This is a genomic window from Paenibacillus sp. Negev47 (assembly GCF_058313655.1).
Genome location: NZ_CM177754.1, coordinates 4,769,027 through 4,787,836, shown reverse-complemented (window position 1 = coordinate 4,787,836; position 18,810 = coordinate 4,769,027). Strand labels below are relative to the sequence as shown.

Annotated in this window: 17 protein-coding genes and 1 riboswitch; of the genes, 13 read left to right on the top strand and 4 right to left on the bottom strand. The window is 46.4% G+C overall.

The genetic code is table 11. The features are described from left to right. The first annotated feature begins 59 nt into the window (after nucleotides 1-59). Nucleotides 60-184, top strand: a riboswitch (SAM riboswitch). Nucleotides 185-425: 241 nt separating this feature from the next. The 6 genes from metA to AC4G47_RS21415 all read left to right on the top strand — a co-directional run bounded on the left by metA (nucleotide 426) and on the right by AC4G47_RS21415 (nucleotide 7,323). After that, on the top strand, nucleotides 426-1,343 hold the full coding sequence (gene metA, locus AC4G47_RS21440; protein WP_458126072.1) for a homoserine O-acetyltransferase MetA: 918 nt from the start codon (nucleotides 426-428) through the stop codon (nucleotides 1,341-1,343). Nucleotides 1,344-1,367: 24 nt separating this feature from the next. Then, nucleotides 1,368-2,555, top strand: coding sequence for a PLP-dependent transferase (locus AC4G47_RS21435; protein WP_491102565.1), 1,188 nt, complete (start codon nucleotides 1,368-1,370; stop codon nucleotides 2,553-2,555). After that, the gene (locus AC4G47_RS21430; protein ID WP_458126074.1) at nucleotides 2,552-3,724 is read left to right on the top strand and encodes a trans-sulfuration enzyme family protein; all 1,173 of its coding nucleotides are present in this window, start codon (nucleotides 2,552-2,554) and stop codon (nucleotides 3,722-3,724) included. The genes AC4G47_RS21435 and AC4G47_RS21430 overlap by 4 nt, the downstream gene beginning before the upstream one ends. A 239-nt stretch (nucleotides 3,725-3,963) precedes the next feature. Beyond that, nucleotides 3,964-5,100 (top strand): cyclic dehypoxanthinyl futalosine synthase, encoded by a 1,137-nt coding sequence (mqnC, locus tag AC4G47_RS21425; RefSeq protein WP_458126075.1) that lies wholly within the window; start codon nucleotides 3,964-3,966, stop codon nucleotides 5,098-5,100. A gap of 235 nt (nucleotides 5,101-5,335) precedes the next feature. Beyond that, nucleotides 5,336-6,313: an aldo/keto reductase gene (locus AC4G47_RS21420; protein ID WP_458126076.1), complete on the top strand. Its 978-nt coding sequence runs from the start codon at nucleotides 5,336-5,338 to the stop codon at nucleotides 6,311-6,313. Then, complete coding sequence (locus AC4G47_RS21415) at nucleotides 6,310-7,323, top strand: zinc-binding alcohol dehydrogenase family protein (RefSeq protein ID WP_458126077.1); 1,014 nt, start codon at nucleotides 6,310-6,312, stop codon at nucleotides 7,321-7,323. The genes AC4G47_RS21420 and AC4G47_RS21415 overlap by 4 nt, the downstream gene beginning before the upstream one ends. Before the next feature lie 335 nt (nucleotides 7,324-7,658). Here AC4G47_RS21415 and AC4G47_RS21410 read toward each other — a convergent pair whose 3' ends face one another. From AC4G47_RS21410 to AC4G47_RS21395, 4 genes are all read right to left on the bottom strand, one after another. After that, complete coding sequence (locus AC4G47_RS21410) at nucleotides 7,659-8,564, bottom strand: YitT family protein (protein ID WP_491102564.1); 906 nt, start codon at nucleotides 8,562-8,564, stop codon at nucleotides 7,659-7,661. A gap of 113 nt (nucleotides 8,565-8,677) precedes the next feature. Next, complete coding sequence (locus AC4G47_RS21405) at nucleotides 8,678-9,916, bottom strand: cation:proton antiporter (protein WP_458126079.1); 1,239 nt, start codon at nucleotides 9,914-9,916, stop codon at nucleotides 8,678-8,680. Between the two features lie 4 nt (nucleotides 9,917-9,920). Next, nucleotides 9,921-10,415 (bottom strand): cation:proton antiporter regulatory subunit, encoded by a 495-nt coding sequence (locus AC4G47_RS21400; protein WP_458126080.1) that lies wholly within the window; start codon nucleotides 10,413-10,415, stop codon nucleotides 9,921-9,923. Between the two features lie 295 nt (nucleotides 10,416-10,710). After that, nucleotides 10,711-11,115: a hypothetical protein gene (locus tag AC4G47_RS21395; RefSeq protein ID WP_491102562.1), complete on the bottom strand. Its 405-nt coding sequence runs from the start codon at nucleotides 11,113-11,115 to the stop codon at nucleotides 10,711-10,713. 171 nt (nucleotides 11,116-11,286) lie between these two features. On the opposite strand from AC4G47_RS21395, the gene AC4G47_RS21390 reads away from it, so the two are divergent. The 7 genes from AC4G47_RS21390 (at nucleotide 11,287) to AC4G47_RS21360 (ending at nucleotide 18,810) form a co-directional block, all read left to right on the top strand. Continuing rightward, complete coding sequence (locus AC4G47_RS21390) at nucleotides 11,287-12,240, top strand: putative sporulation protein YtxC (protein WP_491102561.1); 954 nt, start codon at nucleotides 11,287-11,289, stop codon at nucleotides 12,238-12,240. A gap of 415 nt (nucleotides 12,241-12,655) precedes the next feature. Continuing rightward, nucleotides 12,656-14,593 (top strand): threonine--tRNA ligase, encoded by a 1,938-nt coding sequence (gene thrS / locus AC4G47_RS21385; RefSeq protein WP_491102559.1) that lies wholly within the window; start codon nucleotides 12,656-12,658, stop codon nucleotides 14,591-14,593. A gap of 420 nt (nucleotides 14,594-15,013) precedes the next feature. Continuing rightward, a complete protein-coding gene (locus AC4G47_RS21380) occupies nucleotides 15,014-15,553 on the top strand; it encodes a 3D domain-containing protein (RefSeq protein ID WP_458127202.1) in 540 nt (179 codons plus the stop codon). A gap of 112 nt (nucleotides 15,554-15,665) precedes the next feature. Then, the gene (locus tag AC4G47_RS21375) at nucleotides 15,666-15,887 is read left to right on the top strand and encodes a hypothetical protein (RefSeq protein WP_458126083.1); all 222 of its coding nucleotides are present in this window, start codon (nucleotides 15,666-15,668) and stop codon (nucleotides 15,885-15,887) included. Nucleotides 15,888-16,071: 184 nt separating this feature from the next. Further along, the gene (liaF, locus tag AC4G47_RS21370; protein WP_491102557.1) at nucleotides 16,072-17,100 is read left to right on the top strand and encodes a cell wall-active antibiotics response protein LiaF; all 1,029 of its coding nucleotides are present in this window, start codon (nucleotides 16,072-16,074) and stop codon (nucleotides 17,098-17,100) included. A 3-nt stretch (nucleotides 17,101-17,103) separates the two neighbouring features. Then, nucleotides 17,104-18,129: a HAMP domain-containing sensor histidine kinase gene (locus AC4G47_RS21365; RefSeq protein ID WP_264929978.1), complete on the top strand. Its 1,026-nt coding sequence runs from the start codon at nucleotides 17,104-17,106 to the stop codon at nucleotides 18,127-18,129. Nucleotides 18,130-18,147: 18 nt separating this feature from the next. Next, nucleotides 18,148-18,810 carry a response regulator gene (locus AC4G47_RS21360; protein WP_458126086.1) on the top strand — a complete coding sequence of 221 codons (663 nt, stop codon included), beginning with the start codon at nucleotides 18,148-18,150 and terminating at the stop codon, nucleotides 18,808-18,810.

Genomic DNA, 18,810 nt, shown 5'->3' with positions numbered 1-18,810 from the left:
GGCATTAATGTAATAAAGTAGACGGTGAACCATATTAAATTACAATCAAATACAGCGAAATCTTATCAAGAGTAGGTGGAGGGACTGGCCCGATGAAACCCGGCAACCGGCGGTATACCGCACGGTGCTAATTCTTGCAGCGACCAAGTGCCCAAGTGGCACTGTTGTAACTGAGAGATGAGAGAGGCGCATATCTATTTACATATGACCTTTCTCGAAATCCGAGGAAGGTCTTTGTCGTATGCCCCGACTTCTCAGCAGTGATTTTCGCTAAGGAACTTGAGGTTGTCTGTAACTTTCTTTGGATGGACTTGTAATCCAACATATGTAGACAAACTCATGGCAGCCTATAACTGCATTGATGTGGACACATCAAGCCAGCGGTAGCTGCATCTATCAATGCACAAGGAGGAGTTAGACTTACCATGCCAATCAAAATACCTGATACTCTGCCAGCAAAAGAAGTACTTGAAGGAGAGAATATCTTCGTCATGGATGAAACTTCTGCATACCAGCAGGATATTCGTCCACTCCGTATCGCTATATTAAACCTGATGCCCACAAAGGAAACGACGGAAACACAATTGCTTCGTCTGGTAGGAAATACGCCCATTCAGGTGGATGTCGTTCTGGTACATCCCAAATCCCATACCTCGAAGAATACGTCTCAGGAATATTTGGATTTGTTCTATAAAACGTTCGATGAGATTGAGCACCGCCGCTTTGATGGAATGATTATCACGGGTGCTCCTGTGGAGCAGATGGATTTCGAAGACGTGAACTATTGGAATGAAATCCAGGAGATTTTCGAATGGACCAAAACCAATGTGACATCAACCCTGCACATATGCTGGGCCTCCCAAGCTGGTTTATACCACCATTTTGACGTACCCAAGGTTGCACTTGATGAAAAGTGTTTTGGCGTTTTCCCGCACACCATCAACAAACCCCATGTTCCGTTGCTGCGTGGATTCGATGAAGTATTCAATGTTCCGCATTCCCGTCATACGGAAGTGCGACGTGAAGATATTGAAAAGAACGAGAAGTTAGAGATCTTGGCTGAATCCGAGGAAGCGGGTATCTTCCTGGTTGCTACCAAAGATGGCAAACAGATTTTTGCCACAGGGCATGCCGAGTATGATCCCTTCTCATTAAAGTGGGAGTATGACCGGGATGTAGCGAAAGGGTTGGATATCGCGCTTCCTAGGCATTATTATCCGAATGACGATCCTTCCCGTGTGCCACCAGCTACCTGGCGCGCTCATGCCAACTTATTATTCTCTAATTGGCTTAATTACTATGTGTATCAGGAAACACCTTACGATATTGGCCCGCAAATCTAATCGAGACCACAGGAGGATACAGCAATGGAAGACAACAACAAGTTGAAAATCGAAAGCCGCTTAGCACAAATTGGGTCCATCAATGAACCGGTAACAGGCGCCATTAACTTTCCGATCTATCAATCCACTGCGTTTCGCCACCCGAAGCTTGGACAAAGCACGGGATTTGATTATATTCGTACAACCAATCCAACCCGCAAAGTGTTGGAAGAAGCAGCTGCAGCGCTGGAATCCGGTGACGCAGGATTTGCCTGTAGCTCAGGCATGGCCGCGCTGCAAACCATCTTTGCCATGTTTGGTCAGGGAGATCATCTGATTGTATCGCTGGATCTGTATGGCGGAACCTATCGTCTGCTTGAACGCATCTTGTCCCGTTTTGGCGTAACCGCAAGTTATGTGGACACGAATGATCTTGCAGCACTGGAGAATGTTCGTCAGCCGAATACCAAAGCTGTATTCATTGAGACACCAACGAATCCGCTGATGATGATTACAGATGTAGAAGCCGTCGCTTCCTGGGCGAAAAGTTACAACCTGTTGACCATTGTTGACAACACGTTGCTCACTCCATTTTTCCAACGTCCGATTGAACTGGGTGCCGATATCATCATTCATAGTGCTACCAAATATCTGGGCGGACACAATGATGTACTGGCCGGATTAATCATAACCAAGGGTGAGGCATTATCCGCGGAAATGGCTTTCCTGCATAATTCCATTGGAGCTGTATTGTCTCCAAGTGACTCTTATCAGTTGATGAAAGGCATGAAAACGCTAGCTCTTCGCATGGAGCGTCATCAGCACAATGCACTTACCATTTCCAAATACTTGCTTGAGCATCCAGCGGTGGTTGAAGTGTATCATCCAGGCCTGTCAGATCATCCGGGTTATGAAATACAGAACAAACAATCCACCGGTAACACAGGTATCTTCTCTTTCAAAGTGAAGGATGCTCGTTATGTTGAACCTTTGCTGCGTCATATCAAACTTATTGCCTTTGCCGAAAGTCTCGGCGGAGTGGAATCACTCATGACCTACCCGGCAGTACAAACTCATGCGGATATACCGCTTGAAATTCGTGACGCCGTAGGTGTGGATGACCGACTGCTCCGGTTCTCCGTAGGTATTGAACATTCGGATGATCTGATTGCAGATCTCGGCAATGCGCTGACAGCTGCACAACAGGAAGTTGAAGGAGGCGTGCACTCATGAGTGAGTCCAACAACAAGCCGAATTCCGAGTTGAAATTTGATACGAAGTTGCTCCATTTCGGCGACGAGATCGACAAAACGACTGGGGCCTCCAGTGTGCCGATCTATCAAGCATCCACATTCCATCATTTTGATATTTTCAATCCGCCTCAACATGATTACAGTCGCTCGGGTAATCCGACACGTCAGGCATTGGAAGATTACATCACACTGCTGGAAGGTGGAGCACGAGGATTCGCCTATTCATCCGGAATGGCTGCGATCTCCAGCGTGTTCATGATGTTCTCGGCAGGGGATCACATGATTGTAACGGAAGACGTATATGGAGGTACGTATCGTTTGCTTACTTCCATATTGAGTCGTATGCAGATCGAGACGACCTTTGTAGATATGACCAATATAGATGAAGTAAAAGCGGCGCTCAAACCGAACACCAAGGCAGTTTATATGGAAACACCGTCTAACCCGACCCTGCGAATTACGGATATCGCTGCCGTAACTGACTGGTCGAAGGAACATGACCTGATTACGATTCTGGATAACACCTTTATGACACCGTACTATCAGCGTCCAATTGAGCTTGGTGTGGATATCGTCGTACATAGTGCTACCAAGTTTCTCGGGGGTCACAGTGATGTGTTGGCAGGGTTAGCCGTTGCTCGCACGGAATCACTTGGCGTACAGCTGAAACAGTTACAAAATGGACTCGGAACGGTACTCGGGGCACAAGAATCATGGCTTCTGATGCGCGGGATGAAAACCTTGGGGGCTCGCATGGCTCACAGTGAACAGAGCACAGCCAAACTGGCCGCATGGCTTAATGAGCGTAGTGATATTGCCGCTGTCTTTTATCCGGGGTTGCAGGATCATCCGGGCCGCGAGGCACATGAGCGCCAGTCAACAGGTTATGGAGCTGTCGTTTCGTTTGACGTCGGTTCAGGGGATCGAGCAAAAGCAGTTCTTAACCAGGTGAAGTTACCCATTGTGGCTGTAAGCTTGGGAGCTGTAGAGAGCATCCTGTCTTACCCAGCGATGATGTCTCATGCGGCAATGCCGGCTGAGGTTCGCCGTGACCGTGGCATTACAGATGGATTACTTCGTTTCTCGGTAGGTCTGGAAGACATCGATGATCTGATTGCCGATTTGGAACAAGCACTTCAGGAATCTTAGAAAAGTGGTACCGAAATACGTCTATGTATATCATTTAATATCAAATTAATTGGATTTCATATGTAAAAATTTTTATTTATTTTTAAAGCACCTGTTCATAAGGTGCTTTTTTTCACATGTAACCTGTGTTACGATATGTGGAGTACAGAAATACGATGTTGCCACCAGAACTTGCTTCTCTTGAACAAGTTGGGACGGATCGTTATATAATTTCTCTTCATGAGGGAGGCTTTTTTACGATGAGTACGGTAGACCGTATCTTAGATAAAGCCCTTCGGGGCGAACGTTTAGACTTGGAAGACACGATTCAGCTATTCGAATCGAATGAAGTGGACAAAATCGGGGCAGCTGCTAATGTCATTATGAAACGCATGCACCCTGAACCATACAGAACATTTGTAATAGGGCGTAACGTCAACTACACGAACGTGTGTGATGTGTACTGCCGTTTTTGTGCTTTTTACCGCAGACCTGGTTCGGAGGAAGGATATGTACTTCCAGACGAAGTCATTTTCCAGAAAATTCAGGAAACAGAAGATGTGAATGGTACCGAGATTCTGATGCAAGGCGGAACGAATCCGAATTTGCCTTTCAGCTATTACACAGACCTGTTGAAAGCCATCAAGGAGCGTTTCCCGAACATCACGATGCACTCTTTCTCACCAGCTGAGATTATGAAAATGGTTGAAGTATCCGATGGGCTTACATTGGAAGAGGTTGTTCGTGCTATACATGAAGCTGGACTGGATTCCTTGCCTGGCGGCGGTGCTGAAATTCTGGATGACCGCACACGTCGGAAGATCAGCCGTTTGAAAGGTTCATGGCGGGATTGGATGGACGTTATGCAAACGGCACACCGAATCGGTATGAACACCACCGCAACGATGGTTATCGGACTTGGTGAATCGATGGAAGAGCGTGCACTGCACTTGCTCCGTGTACGTGAAGCACAGGATGAATGTATTGCGAACAAGTATGATTCCGAAGGTTTCCTGGCGTTCATTCCGTGGACTTTCCAACCGGATAATACCAATCTCAAGCTGGAGCGTCAGACGCCGGAAGAGTACTTGAAGACTGTAGCCATCAGCCGACTGGTGCTGGATAATATCAAGAACATTCAATCCTCTTGGGTAACAATGGGTCCTGAGATCGGTAAGAAGTCGCTTGAATTTGGCTGTAATGACTTCGGTAGCACGATGATCGAAGAGAACGTTGTATCTGCTGCAGGTGCAACGTACAAAGTTAACATTGAATCCATCCTTCGGTTGATTCGGGAGTCCGGTTATATTCCGGCACAACGTAACACCCGATATGACATCGTGCGCATGTTCGACGAAGAGAATTCCGTGCATGAAGATTTCGTAATGCAGAACTAATCCTAAATAATTCAATACTATTCCCATAAATTCTGATCATTCGATGAGTATTTATGAAGCAAGCCCGCTGACTGCTCTGTTTGGAGAGACGGCGGGTTTTTTGATTTCTTTCCGCGGATCGAGGTCATCAAACAGTACATGTTACGCAATTGCCGATATTTTATGTTGAAATTGAACTGTTACAATGAGAAGGAACTTGTGTAGTCAGACATGCTGGAAAGGGGCAAGCCAACCGATGAAGAGAAGAATTCTTGGAAAGACAGAACTGGACGTACCTGTATTGAGCTTTGGAGCATCCTCACTCGGTTCTGTATTTCGTGATATAGATCGGGATGAAGGTATTCGTACCGTACATGCTGCCGTTGATGCGGGGATGAATTACATAGACGTTTCGCCGTACTATGGACTGACGAAGGCAGAGACGGTGTTGGGGGAGGCCATTCGCAGTTTGCCGCGCAGTTCTTATATTTTATCCACCAAAGCCGGACGGTATGGAGAAAATGAATTTGATTTTTCACGTCGGCGGATTCTGAATAGTGTGCAAGAGAGCCTGGATCGACTGCATACGGACTATATTGATATTTTGTTCCTGCATGATATTGAGTTTGTACCAGCAGAGATCATTGTTGAAGAGGCCTTTCCAACGTTACTGCGTCTAAAAGAGCAGGGAGTTATTCGTCATGCGGGGATTTGCGGATTGCCTTTGCCGTTGTTTGAGGAGGTTCTGCCACAGATCGATGCGGATGCCATCATCTCGTACTGCCATTACGCATTGAATGATACCTCATTGTTATCGTTGCTGCCGCTGTTGGAAAAGAGAGAAATTGGCCTCGTCAATGCTTCGCCTCTCTCTATGGGCTTGTTAAGTACCCGTGGTGCTCCTGCCTGGCATCCGGCAGATGAACGGGTGAAACAGCTCTGTCTGAAGGCTGCCCGCTTCTGTGCAGAACAAGGCAGTGACATTGCCAAGATGGCCGTGCAATTCTCGACGGCAAATGAACGAATTCCAACAACGCTGGTTAGCAGTGCCAACCAGCGCAATATCGTCAATAACGCAACGTGGATAGAAGAATCGATAGATCAAAATCTGCTGGATGAAGTGCTACATATTCTGGCTCCATTGCATAATGAGACGTGGTCAAGCGGACGTCCTGAATATAATACGAAGCACAGCAACATGACATCAGAAGCATCCAAGGGGGAACAACGATGAGAGCCATTGTATGTGAAGAAATAGATCAATTGAAGCTCCAGGACCTGCCTCAACCGGAACGAGCAGAAGGAGAGGCGTTGGTTGCCATTCGGCGGATTGGTATCTGTGGAACGGATCTGCATGCGTACAAAGGCAACCAGCCATTCTTTACCTATCCACGCGTTCTGGGTCATGAACTGGCGGGTGTTATTGAAGAGATCGGTCCGAACGATGCCGGGTTACAGCCTGGCGATCAGGTTAGCATTATCCCGTATCTGCACTGCGGTCATTGTGTTGCTTGTCGCGGTGGAAAAAGTAATTGCTGTGTATCCATGCAAGTCATGGGTGTGCACGTAGACGGAGGCATGAGAGAGAGAGTCAGCGTACCTGTCTCACATCTGCTCTCAGCAGAAGGCTTAACGCTGGATGAAACAGCAATGGTAGAACCATTAAGTATTGGTGCCCATGCCGTCAGGAGAGCAGGAATCAAGCCTGGTGAGCATGTGGTTGTGATTGGAGCAGGTCCCATTGGACTTGGTGTGATGGCATTCGCCAAACAGGCGGGGGCGCGTGTTATTGCCGTTGATCGTAATCTGGACAGGCTGGAGCTCAGTCGGACTTGGGCTGGAGCAGATGACCTGGTTCAGGCCAATGAACGTACTGTGCAGCAAGTGGCAGAAATCACGGGAGGTGACTATGCTACAGCTGTCTTCGATGCAACGGGTAACGTGAATTCGATGAATGAGGCCATTCAATATGTGGCTCATAGTGGTCAGCTCATTTTTGTAGGACTGGTGAAGGCCGATATTACCTTTCATGATCCTGAGTTTCATAAGCGCGAGATGAGCATATTGGGCAGCCGGAACGCAACCCGTGAAGATTTTGAACAAGTCCTATCAACCTTACGTCATAAGAAATTAAGTATGGATGGGTACATCACGCACCGCGTGCAATTTGATGAGTTACCTTCTGCAATAGACCAATGGCTATTGCCAGATTCACATGTAGTCAAAGCGATTGTTGAACTATAATATCAAGTAATTCTGATAACAGAAAAAGAAAAAAACGCTCTCTGACCTTGTTGGACAAAACTGTTCATCCATGGGTAAGAGAGCGTTTTTTTTGTTTTGTATAATATATAAGTTGAATTAAAATTACACGATAACGAAGAGGACAGAAAAAACCTGAAAAAGCGAAGCGTTAGCCTAAAAGCTTTCTAAAAGAAAGCTACATCGAAAGCATACGCTATCCCCGGATTTTTCCCTTCAGAAAAGGGAATTGAAAAAATCTGGGGATAACAGCGATTGGAAGGTTATTCTGTCATCGTAGTCAGTGTAAATATCTTTAGTGCAACTTATATGAGCTATTATTTTTCCGGATTCGTCACAATCCCCGCATGTGGATCAATGTGACGAACAATGGATTTTAGCCAGATCATTTCCAAGACATGTACTTCATAATAAAGCGCACCGGGGATCTGCTTGATCCATCCTTCAGCCATAGCAAGTTGTGTTGAGTCAGAAGCTGTTTCCAGCGTTCCAGGTTCACGGCGCAGCCGTTTGCGTACAGCTTTTTCAACTTGAGAGCTTTGTGTGGTCAAAATGCAAATTCTGCGTTTTGAAGAGAAGCCCCTGAACGCGATGTACACCATTTCATAAGCAATAAGGTAGGCGATTACGGAATACATCGCTTGGTCCCAGCCAAAGACAACACCAGCGGCTGTCAGTATCAACAAGTTAAACAGCATGATTATTTTTTCGATAAGCATCCGTTTTCCGCTAAATACACGTTCAGGTGGGCGGGAAGACGGATCACCGATTTCCAGCGTATCCAGTGTCCCTCCATACCGTACGACGAGCCCAATTCCGAGTCCGAGACACAAACCACCAAACATGGCGGCAGCCAGCGGATGCTCTACAAGTGGCGGCATGGGATGAAGCACAATGGCACCGATCGAAAAGACAACCAGACCTAGAACAGTTACGAGAACAAATTTCTTCTGCACAATCTTGTAGGACAGAAATATAAACGGAACGTTGAATAAAAATAAGAACAATCCAATCCTCATTTCGGTCCAGTGGGCGAATAGTGAGGAAATGCCTGTAATGCCTCCAATAATGATCTTATTAGGGTGTAAGAACAATTCAAGTCCCACGGAGGCCAGAATTCCGCCCGCGATCACGAGCAATAGGTTCAACCAGCGGCGGGTAGACGTTATTCTGGTCTTGGCGGTGTTTGGCACCGGATTAGCCGATATCAGAGGTGCTTTCATAGGTCATCCTCCTTAGTGCGGCTTTCGATCCATTCTCCCTGGGTTAGTCACAGAAAGATCGGCGTAGAGCCGCGAAGTACGATAGTATGTCTGTCATGTACAGACATAAGGAATTATCCTTCTTTCGGCAAAACCTTCGGTTCTTCTTTCTTTTTCCGATTATCTTTGAACTTGAATATCTTATCTAAGATACGGAAAACATGTTTGGACTCTTTGGTTAATAAAGGACCCAGAATGGCTAGAATCAGTACGTACAATGCAGCAAACGGTTGAATCAGTGGCAACAGTCCTCCGGCTTTACCCATATTAGCCAAGATGATGGAGAATTCACCACGTGACACGATGGTCAATCCAATATTGGCCGACGCTTTCGGAGATAGTCCTGCACTGCGTCCAGCCAGCATGCCTGCAAGGAAGTTACCGAACAATGTAATAACAACTGCAATCAGAGCCAACCATACGGCATCGCCCCCCAGTGACAACGGATCAATGGACAATCCGAAGCTGAAGAAGAAGATTGCTCCAAAGAAGTCACGGAACGGCAGAATCAAGTGCTCAATCCGTTTCGCGTGTTCTGTTTCAGCAAGAACCAATCCAACCAGCAAGGCACCGATCGCTTCGGCAACATGAATGGTTTCAGAGAAACCGGCTACCAGGAACAAAGCGCCAAATACAACGAGAGAGAATAGCTCATTCGATCGAATTTTAAGCAATTTGTTGAGTAGCGGTGTCGCTTTGCGTCCAAGGATAATCACGATAAGCATGAATCCGAGGGCAATAAGTGCGGACATGATGACGCCACCGATGGAGGATGAATCACTAAGCACAAGCCCGGACAAGATCGAGATATATACAGCGAGGAATACATCTTCGAACATAATGATACCCAGTATCATTTCTGTTTCGGGATTGGCCGTTCGTTTCAAATCGACAAGTACCTTGGCTACGATGGCGCTGGAAGATATGGTGGTTATACCAGCGATAATGAGTGCTTCCGCAACCGGGAAACCTGAAGCAAAACCAAAAACCAGTCCCAGTGTAAAGTTGATCCCGATATAGATCGAGCCGCCAACAGCAATAGAGCGGCCCGATTTAATTAAACGACCTACCGAGAATTCAAGTCCGAGGTAGAAGAGAAGGAACAAAATACCGATTCGACCCATAAATTCAATAAAAGGCTGACTTTCAATAAAACGGAAGTCCAGATGCCATATGTGCATGGCATGTGGCCCAACGGCCATTCCGATCAGAATATAAAACGGAACGACCGAAAATCTTAGTTTTGCCGATAAAAGACCGGCTGCCGCAATGAGCACAAGGGCCAGACCTACTTCAAAAATCAGGTGATCCATTTATTTACCCCCTTCCAGTCAGGAGGAGGGATTTAAACAGCTTCTGTTGATTGCGTTCGCCAACGGCTACCACCGTAGATTCTGCACTGATAACTACCTCCGGACCTGGGCTGATATGTTTTTTGTGATTTTTCTCAACAACGGCAATTACCGTTGCCCCAGAGTTTTGACGCACGTCCAGTTCACCAATGGATTTACCGATAGATCCGAAGGATGCTTCGATTTTGTACCACTCGATAATCAGGTCGTCAAACGTAACTTCAATATTTTCAAGCTGCTTCGGTTTGTAAGTTAATCCACCAACAATCGCAGCAATCTGTCGTGCTTCGTAGTCGTCAAGCGTAATCATCGAGATACTTTGATCGGGATCATCATACTCGAAGTGGTACATTTCCCGGCGACCGTCATCGTGAATAATAATGACAATTTTATCACCGCTGCTTGTTTCAATCTGAAATTTTTTGCCGATTCCCGGCAAGTCTGTTTCGCGTACATCCATGGATAGTGCCTCCTTATAATTAGGGGCTGGCCACAGAAGACAGGCTTATTTCCCGAGAAAGATAGTCTGCTGCTCAAAGGAACATCAAATGATGCGGGTAAACAGAGCCAGAAATTCCTGACACAGCCATAGGATTTGAATTTGTCGGTGTGGGTACAACAAAAATAGGTTCTGTCATAAACGAATGGTTTGTATCTAACGTGTACTAAAAGGGTTAAAAGTTATGCACAAGCACACCGTCTAATAAATACAGAGGTGTCTCCATGCAAAGCAACCTGTAAATACGTCGTAACGTCTAGTGAAAAGCGTTCACGTATTTTGGTGCCATAGGGGTGAGGGATACATACATGCTGGTAAACTTGATAGGTAGCAGAAATAATCTGCGTTTAAACAGACAATACCACGGTTTAAAGGACAGACCCGGTGTAGGGATTCGCAGCATCAATACCAATGCGAGGACAAGAAAGACAGGCTTATTATGCGTAACCGCAATCAGCTTGGACATGACTTGTGGGTATTTGCGAATGACAGGTTTCTGCTGGGATTCGGATGTTTGCAACAAAACTTCCTTGTTGGAAGTTGCATCAACAGACACCCCAACGGCAGATTCGGACTGCATTGGAATAGGGAAGCACAAGGCTTGGAAAACGCACAAAATGATAATAATGGTGTAGTGGAGTATTCTAGGTTGTTGTCTCATTTTGGCTTCCCTCCTTTTCCGTGAAACATACTGTTATTAAAATAATAACACATTTTTGTCTTAACTCCAAACCTCTTCATATTATACTGAGAAATCATGACACGCTTTCCATCAATCCGCTTCGTATATCCCCATCGGCCTTGCCATATACTTTGAACAGGAAGGAAAGGAGTGATTCTAGTGGAACTGTTCGCTGTATGGACCGATGTATCGGGGCAAGAGGAAGCAGATCAATTTTATCGTTGTGTCAAGGAAAAAACTAAAGGTTTACATATAAGTAAAAGAGGATTTCGGCTCACCTTCAAACATAATGATGGAAGAGCAGCCTGGGTGTGCAGAGGGAATGAGAATCACGAAGACTTCCAGCAATGGCTTCCCCGAATCAGTGATCTTCTCTCCCTTGGACTCGCCGACTTCATTATGGATACACAAGAACGGAACATGGTGGAGAATATGATCGCCAAAGCGTGTTCTGTTATGGATGAGCATGAGGTGGAGAAGGTCAATCGGATCTGTATGCCGCTATTATTCAATGGGGATCTGGATCAGCCTGGACTTCGGGAACGCCGCCGTACTACGTTGGCAAGTGGACTACGGCAGGATCTGGAGGATGTTCACTTTTTTCACCTTGAAGGCATTATCAATTTTCGCATACGGGCATATAAGCAGGAGCTTCAGGAATTAGTGGAGTATGCGCTCGATGAGTTCTGGATGGATCGGCAGTATGAAGAGTTTATGGGACTGTTAAAGTATTTTGTATTCTTTCAGGAAGCCAAAGTACCTCTGGTCCATCTTGTACACAAGGGCATGCATGAATTTCAGGTGCTTGATGCTGGACTTAATCTGTTGCCCGTGCAGAAGGATGAGCAGGTTGTCGTGGAGATGCCGGGTCTGGAACTTGAAATGGATATCGAAGATATGATTGTGAGTACACTCATCTCGATCTCTCCTGAGAAAGTTATGTTGCATACGCGCACCCCCGATCTGCCGATTATCTCGACCATATGCCAGATCTTTGAAGACAAGGTGCAGATATGTCATCAATGTCCGGAATGCGAAGTGCTGCGCTCAGGATTGTTGACAGGTCTTGACGCAAGTGATCTCGGCAATTATAATAACTGTTGATCCATGAATTTTACATGTGTACTATTGAATCAAAAGCGTTGACAAAGACAACAACCACACGCAAGATTGGTGCAGAGAGAGGAACCCCAGGCTGAAATTTCCTCCGGATATCACGTATGGTTTACCCCTTTGTAGCTGCAATTTTGAAAGTGGAGTCTAATATCGCCTTTATTGGGGATTATCCGCGAGTAAGGATCTGCCGGGTCATGCCCGTTATCGCCATGCCAATGAGGGCTGTATTCCAAACTAGGAATGAATCAGCTGAATTAGGGTGGAACCACGAGTATATGTCACTCGTCCCTTTGCCGGGACGGGTGTTTTTTGCGTTCCTTTGCAAAATGACTGGAATAGCAATAGATCATCAGTCCATGAACATCTGGACACGAAGGTTACATTTACAGGAGGAATGAGACAAATGGCAGTGAACATTAAATTACCGGATGGTTCGGTACGGGAGTACGCGGATGGCAGCAGCATTGAGGATGTAGCGGCTTCGATTAGTAGCGGACTGCGCAAAAATGCCGTAGCCGGCAAGCTGGATGGTATTGTGGTGGACTTGTCCACAACGCTTCATGAAGGAGCATTGGTGGAGATCGTAACTTTGGATTCACCAGAAGGACTTGAAGTGATGCGTCATAGTACAGCTCACTTGATGGCTCAAGCAGTGAAACGTTTATACGGTAACAAAGAGGTACGCCTCGGCATTGGCCCTGTCATCGAAGATGGTTTCTACTATGATATGGACCTCGAACACCCGCTTAATCCTGAAGATCTGCAAAAGATTGAGAAGGAAATGGAACGTATTGTGAACGAGAACTTGCCAATTGTACGTAAGGAAGTTAGCCGCGAGGACGCGATTAAAACGTTTGAAGAAGTAGGCGATCCTTACAAACTTGAGTTGATTCGTGACTTGCCGGTAGACAGCGTAATTACCATTTATGAGCAAGGTGAATTCTTCGACTTGTGTCGTGGTCCTCACGTACCATCGACTAGCAAAATCAAAGTGTTCAAACTGATGAATGTGGCTGGTGCATACTGGCGTGGAGATAGCAAAAACAAAATGCTTCAACGTATCTATGGTACGGCTTTTGTGAAGAAAGCACAGCTGGACGAGCATCTGCACTTCCTTGAAGAAGCGCGCAAACGCGATCACCGTAAGCTCGGTAAAGAGTTGGAAATGTTCACATTCTCCCAACTGGTCGGTCAAGGCCTGCCAATCTGGTTGCCTAACGGTGCAAAACTGCGCCGGACTTTGGAGCGTTACATTGTGGATCTGGAAGAAAGCCTTGGATACCAGCATGTATACACACCGGTTTTGGGTAACGTGGAATTGTACAAAACATCCGGACACTGGGAGCACTACCAGGAAGATATGTTCCCGAAAATGGTTATGGATAACGAGGAACTCGTTCTCCGTCCAATGAACTGTCCTCACCATATGATGGTGTACAAGTCCAGCATGCACAGCTACCGTGATCTGCCCATCCGGATTGCCGAGCTTGGCATGATGCACCGTTACGAAATGTCGGGGGCGTTAACAGGTCTGCACCGTGTTCGTGCAATGACTCTGAACGACTCACACATTTTTGCACGTCCGGATCAGATCAAGGAAGAGTTCGCTCGTGTTATCGAGTTGATTCAAACGGTATACAAAGATTTCGGTATCAACGAATACCGTTTCCGTCTGTCCTATCGCGATCCGAAGGATACCGAGAAATACTTCCAGAACGACGAGATGTGGGAGATGTCCCAACGCATGCTGCGCGAAGTTGTGGAAGAACTTGACCTTCCATTCTATGAAGCTGAAGGTGAAGCGGCGTTCTATGGTCCGAAACTGGATGTGCAGATCAAAACAGCACTGGGCAAAGAAGAGACATTGTCTACGGTTCAACTGGACTTCCTGTTGCCTGAGCGCTTTGAACTTGAATATGTGGGAGATGACGGACAGAAACACCGTCCAGTTGTTATTCACCGCGGGGTAATTAGTACAATGGAACGTTTCACAGCATTCTTGCTGGAGAACTTTGCAGGAGCTTTCCCACTGTGGTTGTCTCCGGTACAGGCCAAGGTTATCCCGGTATCCGGAAACTTCGACGATTATGCGCGTGAAGTAGAAGCGAAGCTGAAACGTGCCGGAATCTCTGCTGAAGCCGATCTGCGAAACGAGAAGCTTGGATATAAAATTCGTGAGGCGCAACTTGAGAAAATGCCTTATATGTTTGTCGTAGGTGAGAATGAGCGTAATGCAGAAGCGGTTTCTGTTCGTAAGCGCGGAGAAGGCGATTTGGGCATGAAACCGGTTGATGAGATTATCGCTCAACTGAAAGAGGAGATTTCAACACGTTTGGTGTAATTGAACAAATGTATTATCGAATAACCAGTGCATAAGTTGCACTGATCAATCAGAAACGCCTGGAGAACATGGGATTAGCCTATGTTATCCAGGCGTTTTTTCGTAGTGTTTGGTGTGAAAAGTATAGATTAATTGCTTTTTGGAAAACCTTTGCAGTGAGGGGGAGGTTATACAATGAAAAAGCAAATCTCAATTCAAAAAATAAATATACGGTGTTTACTGGTTGGCTGTGTGATGTTCGCCGGAATGATGTTCGGCCTGAACCAAGCGGATGCTTATACATTTGAAGAGGAAAGTGCGGTACTGCATGTCGAGAGTCGAAGCAGTGAAGCTTCGATCATCGAGACTTCGAGCAAGTCTCATCAGAAATTTCTGGAACATGTAAGCAATCAATACAGCGATGAGGCTCAGCTGACGACCATGGTGTATATGGCTTTACTATGGTCACCGCAACCAATGGTCATTCCAAGGCCTGAGCTTCCCGAGAAACAAGTGACTGATCCAGCTATGCCGGTGCTTGCTCCGCGTTCAGAACAAGTACTGGGTACACAAAAGGTGACAGCAACGGGATATACGGCAGGGGTCGAGTCTACAGGAAAAGGACCTAAACACCCACAATACGGAATTACGTATTCCGGTGTAAAAGTACGTCGTGATAAAGAAACGGTTTCCACGATTGCAGCTGATCCCAAATTATTCCCAATGGGCTCCATTCTGTATATTCCGGGCTACGGATACGGGATTGTCGCAGATACCGGTTCAGCGATCAAAGGCAATAAAATCGATCTGTATTTTCCGACAACGAAGCAAGTGTACAAGGAATGGGGCAAAAAGGATGTTGAGGTACAAGTGATCAGACAAGGCGCTGGGAAGTGCACAGAAAAAATGCTGAACGAGTTGGCAGATGCGATCGATGTGTACAAATCCGTACCCGACTCTTGGCTGGACAAGGCGATTTAATTTGGCGTGTTGGACATGAATAACTGAGGTGCTCTCTTCACATAATATTGACTGGGGACGAACCCCGCGGAGCAGAAATGCAACGTAAATATGAAGAGAGAGGTGATTCGTTGTGGCTAAGAAAACTCAAGGGTACCAAACGCCAAACGAGAAGTACAATGCAGAGTTTGGTCAAGAAAATGGAACAAACGATGTAGCAGCTAAAGTGAAGCAATCCGCTCAAAACAAAGTACAAGAAAATTTCCAAACACCTGATGAAAAATTTAATGCCGAGTTCGGTGTAGAAAACACTGGTCAAACAAACCAAGGCCGTGCAGGGAAATTCCAGAAATAATTGAAGATAAAGATTCAACACCCTGGAGCAAAAGCTCCGGGGTGTTTTACATATTCGAATTTTTTACATAAATATCCTCACATCTCAGTCTCGAGACCGAGATAACTTCCATCTGCCGCCGCTGTTCTCATTGTTCTGTCTGAGTTACACTGGATACATAATACAGACGAAGGAGACATGAGCGATGAAACGATCTACGCGTGACCGCTGGTGGGTTGGCATACCTCTTATTGCTATTGGTGCGATGATCTTGTTCAGACAATTGGGATATGACATTGATGTTGGATATATTTTCAGAACATATTGGCCGTTATTTCTGATCTGGTGGGGGGTCAAAGGAATATCGGAGATTCGTCGCAATGGGGGGTACGCCTTCATTGGACCGGTAGTTGTCCTCGCGATCGGTGGTTACTTTCTAGCCCGTAACCTGGGATGGATTGATTACTCTATGGGGGAGTTCATCCGTTATCTGATTCCGGTTATGCTGATTGGCGGAGGATTATTCGTGCTGATTGGGCCACGACGCCGTGATCGGAAACATCATGACAAGATGCAGCCACCTCCAGCACCTGAGCAACCTTATAAACCGTTGTCTCCGGAGGATCTGGAGATGCCGTCCTCGTTTGACGAACAGTTCGAGAAAACATTTGGTAAACCGAAACAGGAACAGAAGAACGATTCACATGGCTCTCATTTCACAGGATCAACGGATTCATCATCACAAGCGCAACAGGATAAGAAGAAATATCAATCGCATAACTCTAACAATACCGGATATGGAGAATATTATGATGATGGCTACGGAAATGGTTATGGGGATTACGGGAGCGGCAATACAATTAACAAATCGGCGTTCATCGGTGATCTGTACATGGGGCAGGAAGTATTCTCGTTGAAACCCATGAACATCTCGGCTTTTATCGGAGATACCGTAATTGATTTGACCAAAGCACAGATTCCTTATGGTGAGACGAAGATTGTCATTTCTTCATTTATTGGGGATGTGAAAGTATTTGTTCCAGAAGATATGGATCTGGGTGTGACAGTAACGACGAATTCCTTCATTGGAGATATGTCATTGTTGAACCAGAAACGTGGCGGATTCCTGAGTAGTGCCCAGGCTGAAACAGCCCACTATCGTGAAGCAAGCAAAAAGGTACGGATTATTGTGAGTGTGTTTATCGGAGACGTCAAAGTCAATAAGGTGGGTTAACGCATGATTCGAACGATTCTCAAGGCAAACAAATGGGAACTGATGATGTATTTTGCGCTAACCGGTCTGATTACGCTGGGCGGATTCTATCTATTGTATGGAGAGGTACTGATGGGGGCTGGACGTCAGCGGGCATGGACCTATGTTGCCGTTGTTGTGCTGGCCACCGTTATCACCGGGTACATCGCTGCTTTGCGGCTTCAGCGCAAGATCGATCTGCTGGATCTCAATATGTTGAAAGTGTCCAAGGGCAATCTGGCGGTTCGTATGCCTGAAGCCGACGATGCTTCGTTTGGTCGTGTCTATCAGGAGTTCAATGTCATGATGGATTCGATTGAGAAAAAGATGAGACTGCTTCAGCGCCTCGGTGAGCAGGAAGTCATTGAGAAGGAGCAAGCCTCGGAGCGGGCGGTGCTGGAAGAACGCAAACGTATGGCAAGGGACCTCCATGACACGGTTAGCCAGCAGCTGTTCGCGATGCATATGTCTGCTTCGTCCTTGCCGCGTTTGCTGGAGATGAACCCGGAACATGGCGGTAAAGTACTGGATCAGTTGATTCAGATGTCACATATTGCACAGCGTCAGATGCGTGGACTTATTGCCCAGCTTCGACCAGTGGAGCTGGAGGGGCGAGATCTCTCCGCGGCACTGGATAGCTGGTTTCCTGATTATTGCAGGCAGAATGGTCTTAAAGGTGTGAAAGAGCTGGAACTGGATGGCGGAATTTCGGATGCCATTGAGCACCAGCTGTTTCTTGTTATCCAGGAGGCCGTTGCCAATGTAGTGAAGCATGCAGAGGCTGGGCTGGTCAGTCTGTCCATACGGGAAAGTGAACATCAGATCAGTATGAGCATCAGCGATGATGGCCAGGGATTTTTACAGCAAGCCGAGCGTCCAGGGTCATACGGGTTATCCACCATGCGTGAACGGGCGGAGAAGCTTGGGGGGCAAGTTCAGATTATATCGAAGCCGGGAGCGGGAACGACGGTACGGGTATTTATCCCAAAATTCCCGAACGTTCCTGAGTGAACCAGAGGGGGAGACGGAATGAGTGGTAAAGTAAACGTGATGATTGTGGATGACCATGATATGGTGCGCATGGGATTGAAAACGTATCTGATGCTGGAGCCTACTTTTCATGTGATGGGGGAAGCGAGCCATGGGCAGGATGTTCTTGATCAGTTGCGTAAGTTAAATGATAATGAAATGCCGGACTTGATCCTGATGGATCTGATGATGCCAATAATGAATGGCGCTGAAGCAACGAAAGCCATCATGACTGAATTTCCGAAGATGAAGATTGTGATGCTCACCAGTTTCCTGGAGGATGATCTTGTTGTTCAAGCGATTGAAGCGGGTGCGGTCAGTTATGTGCTGAAGACGGTCTCCGCCGAAGAACTGATCTATGCTCTTCAAGGGGCTTACAGAGGCATGCCTGTGATGACAGGTGATGTTTCGCAGGCATTAACTCGTGGAATCAGACAGCGTACAGCGAGAGAGAGCGAATCTGGTCTGACTGAACGAGAGAAGGAAGTGCTGTTGCTTATTGCAGAGGGAAAGACCAACAAAGACATTGGAGAAGAATTACATATCAGTATCAAGACCGTCAAAACACATGTGAGCAACCTGCTGATGAAATGCGAGATGGATGATCGTACACAATTGGCTATCTATGCGCATCGTCAGGGCTGGGTGAAAACAAAAGGGTAA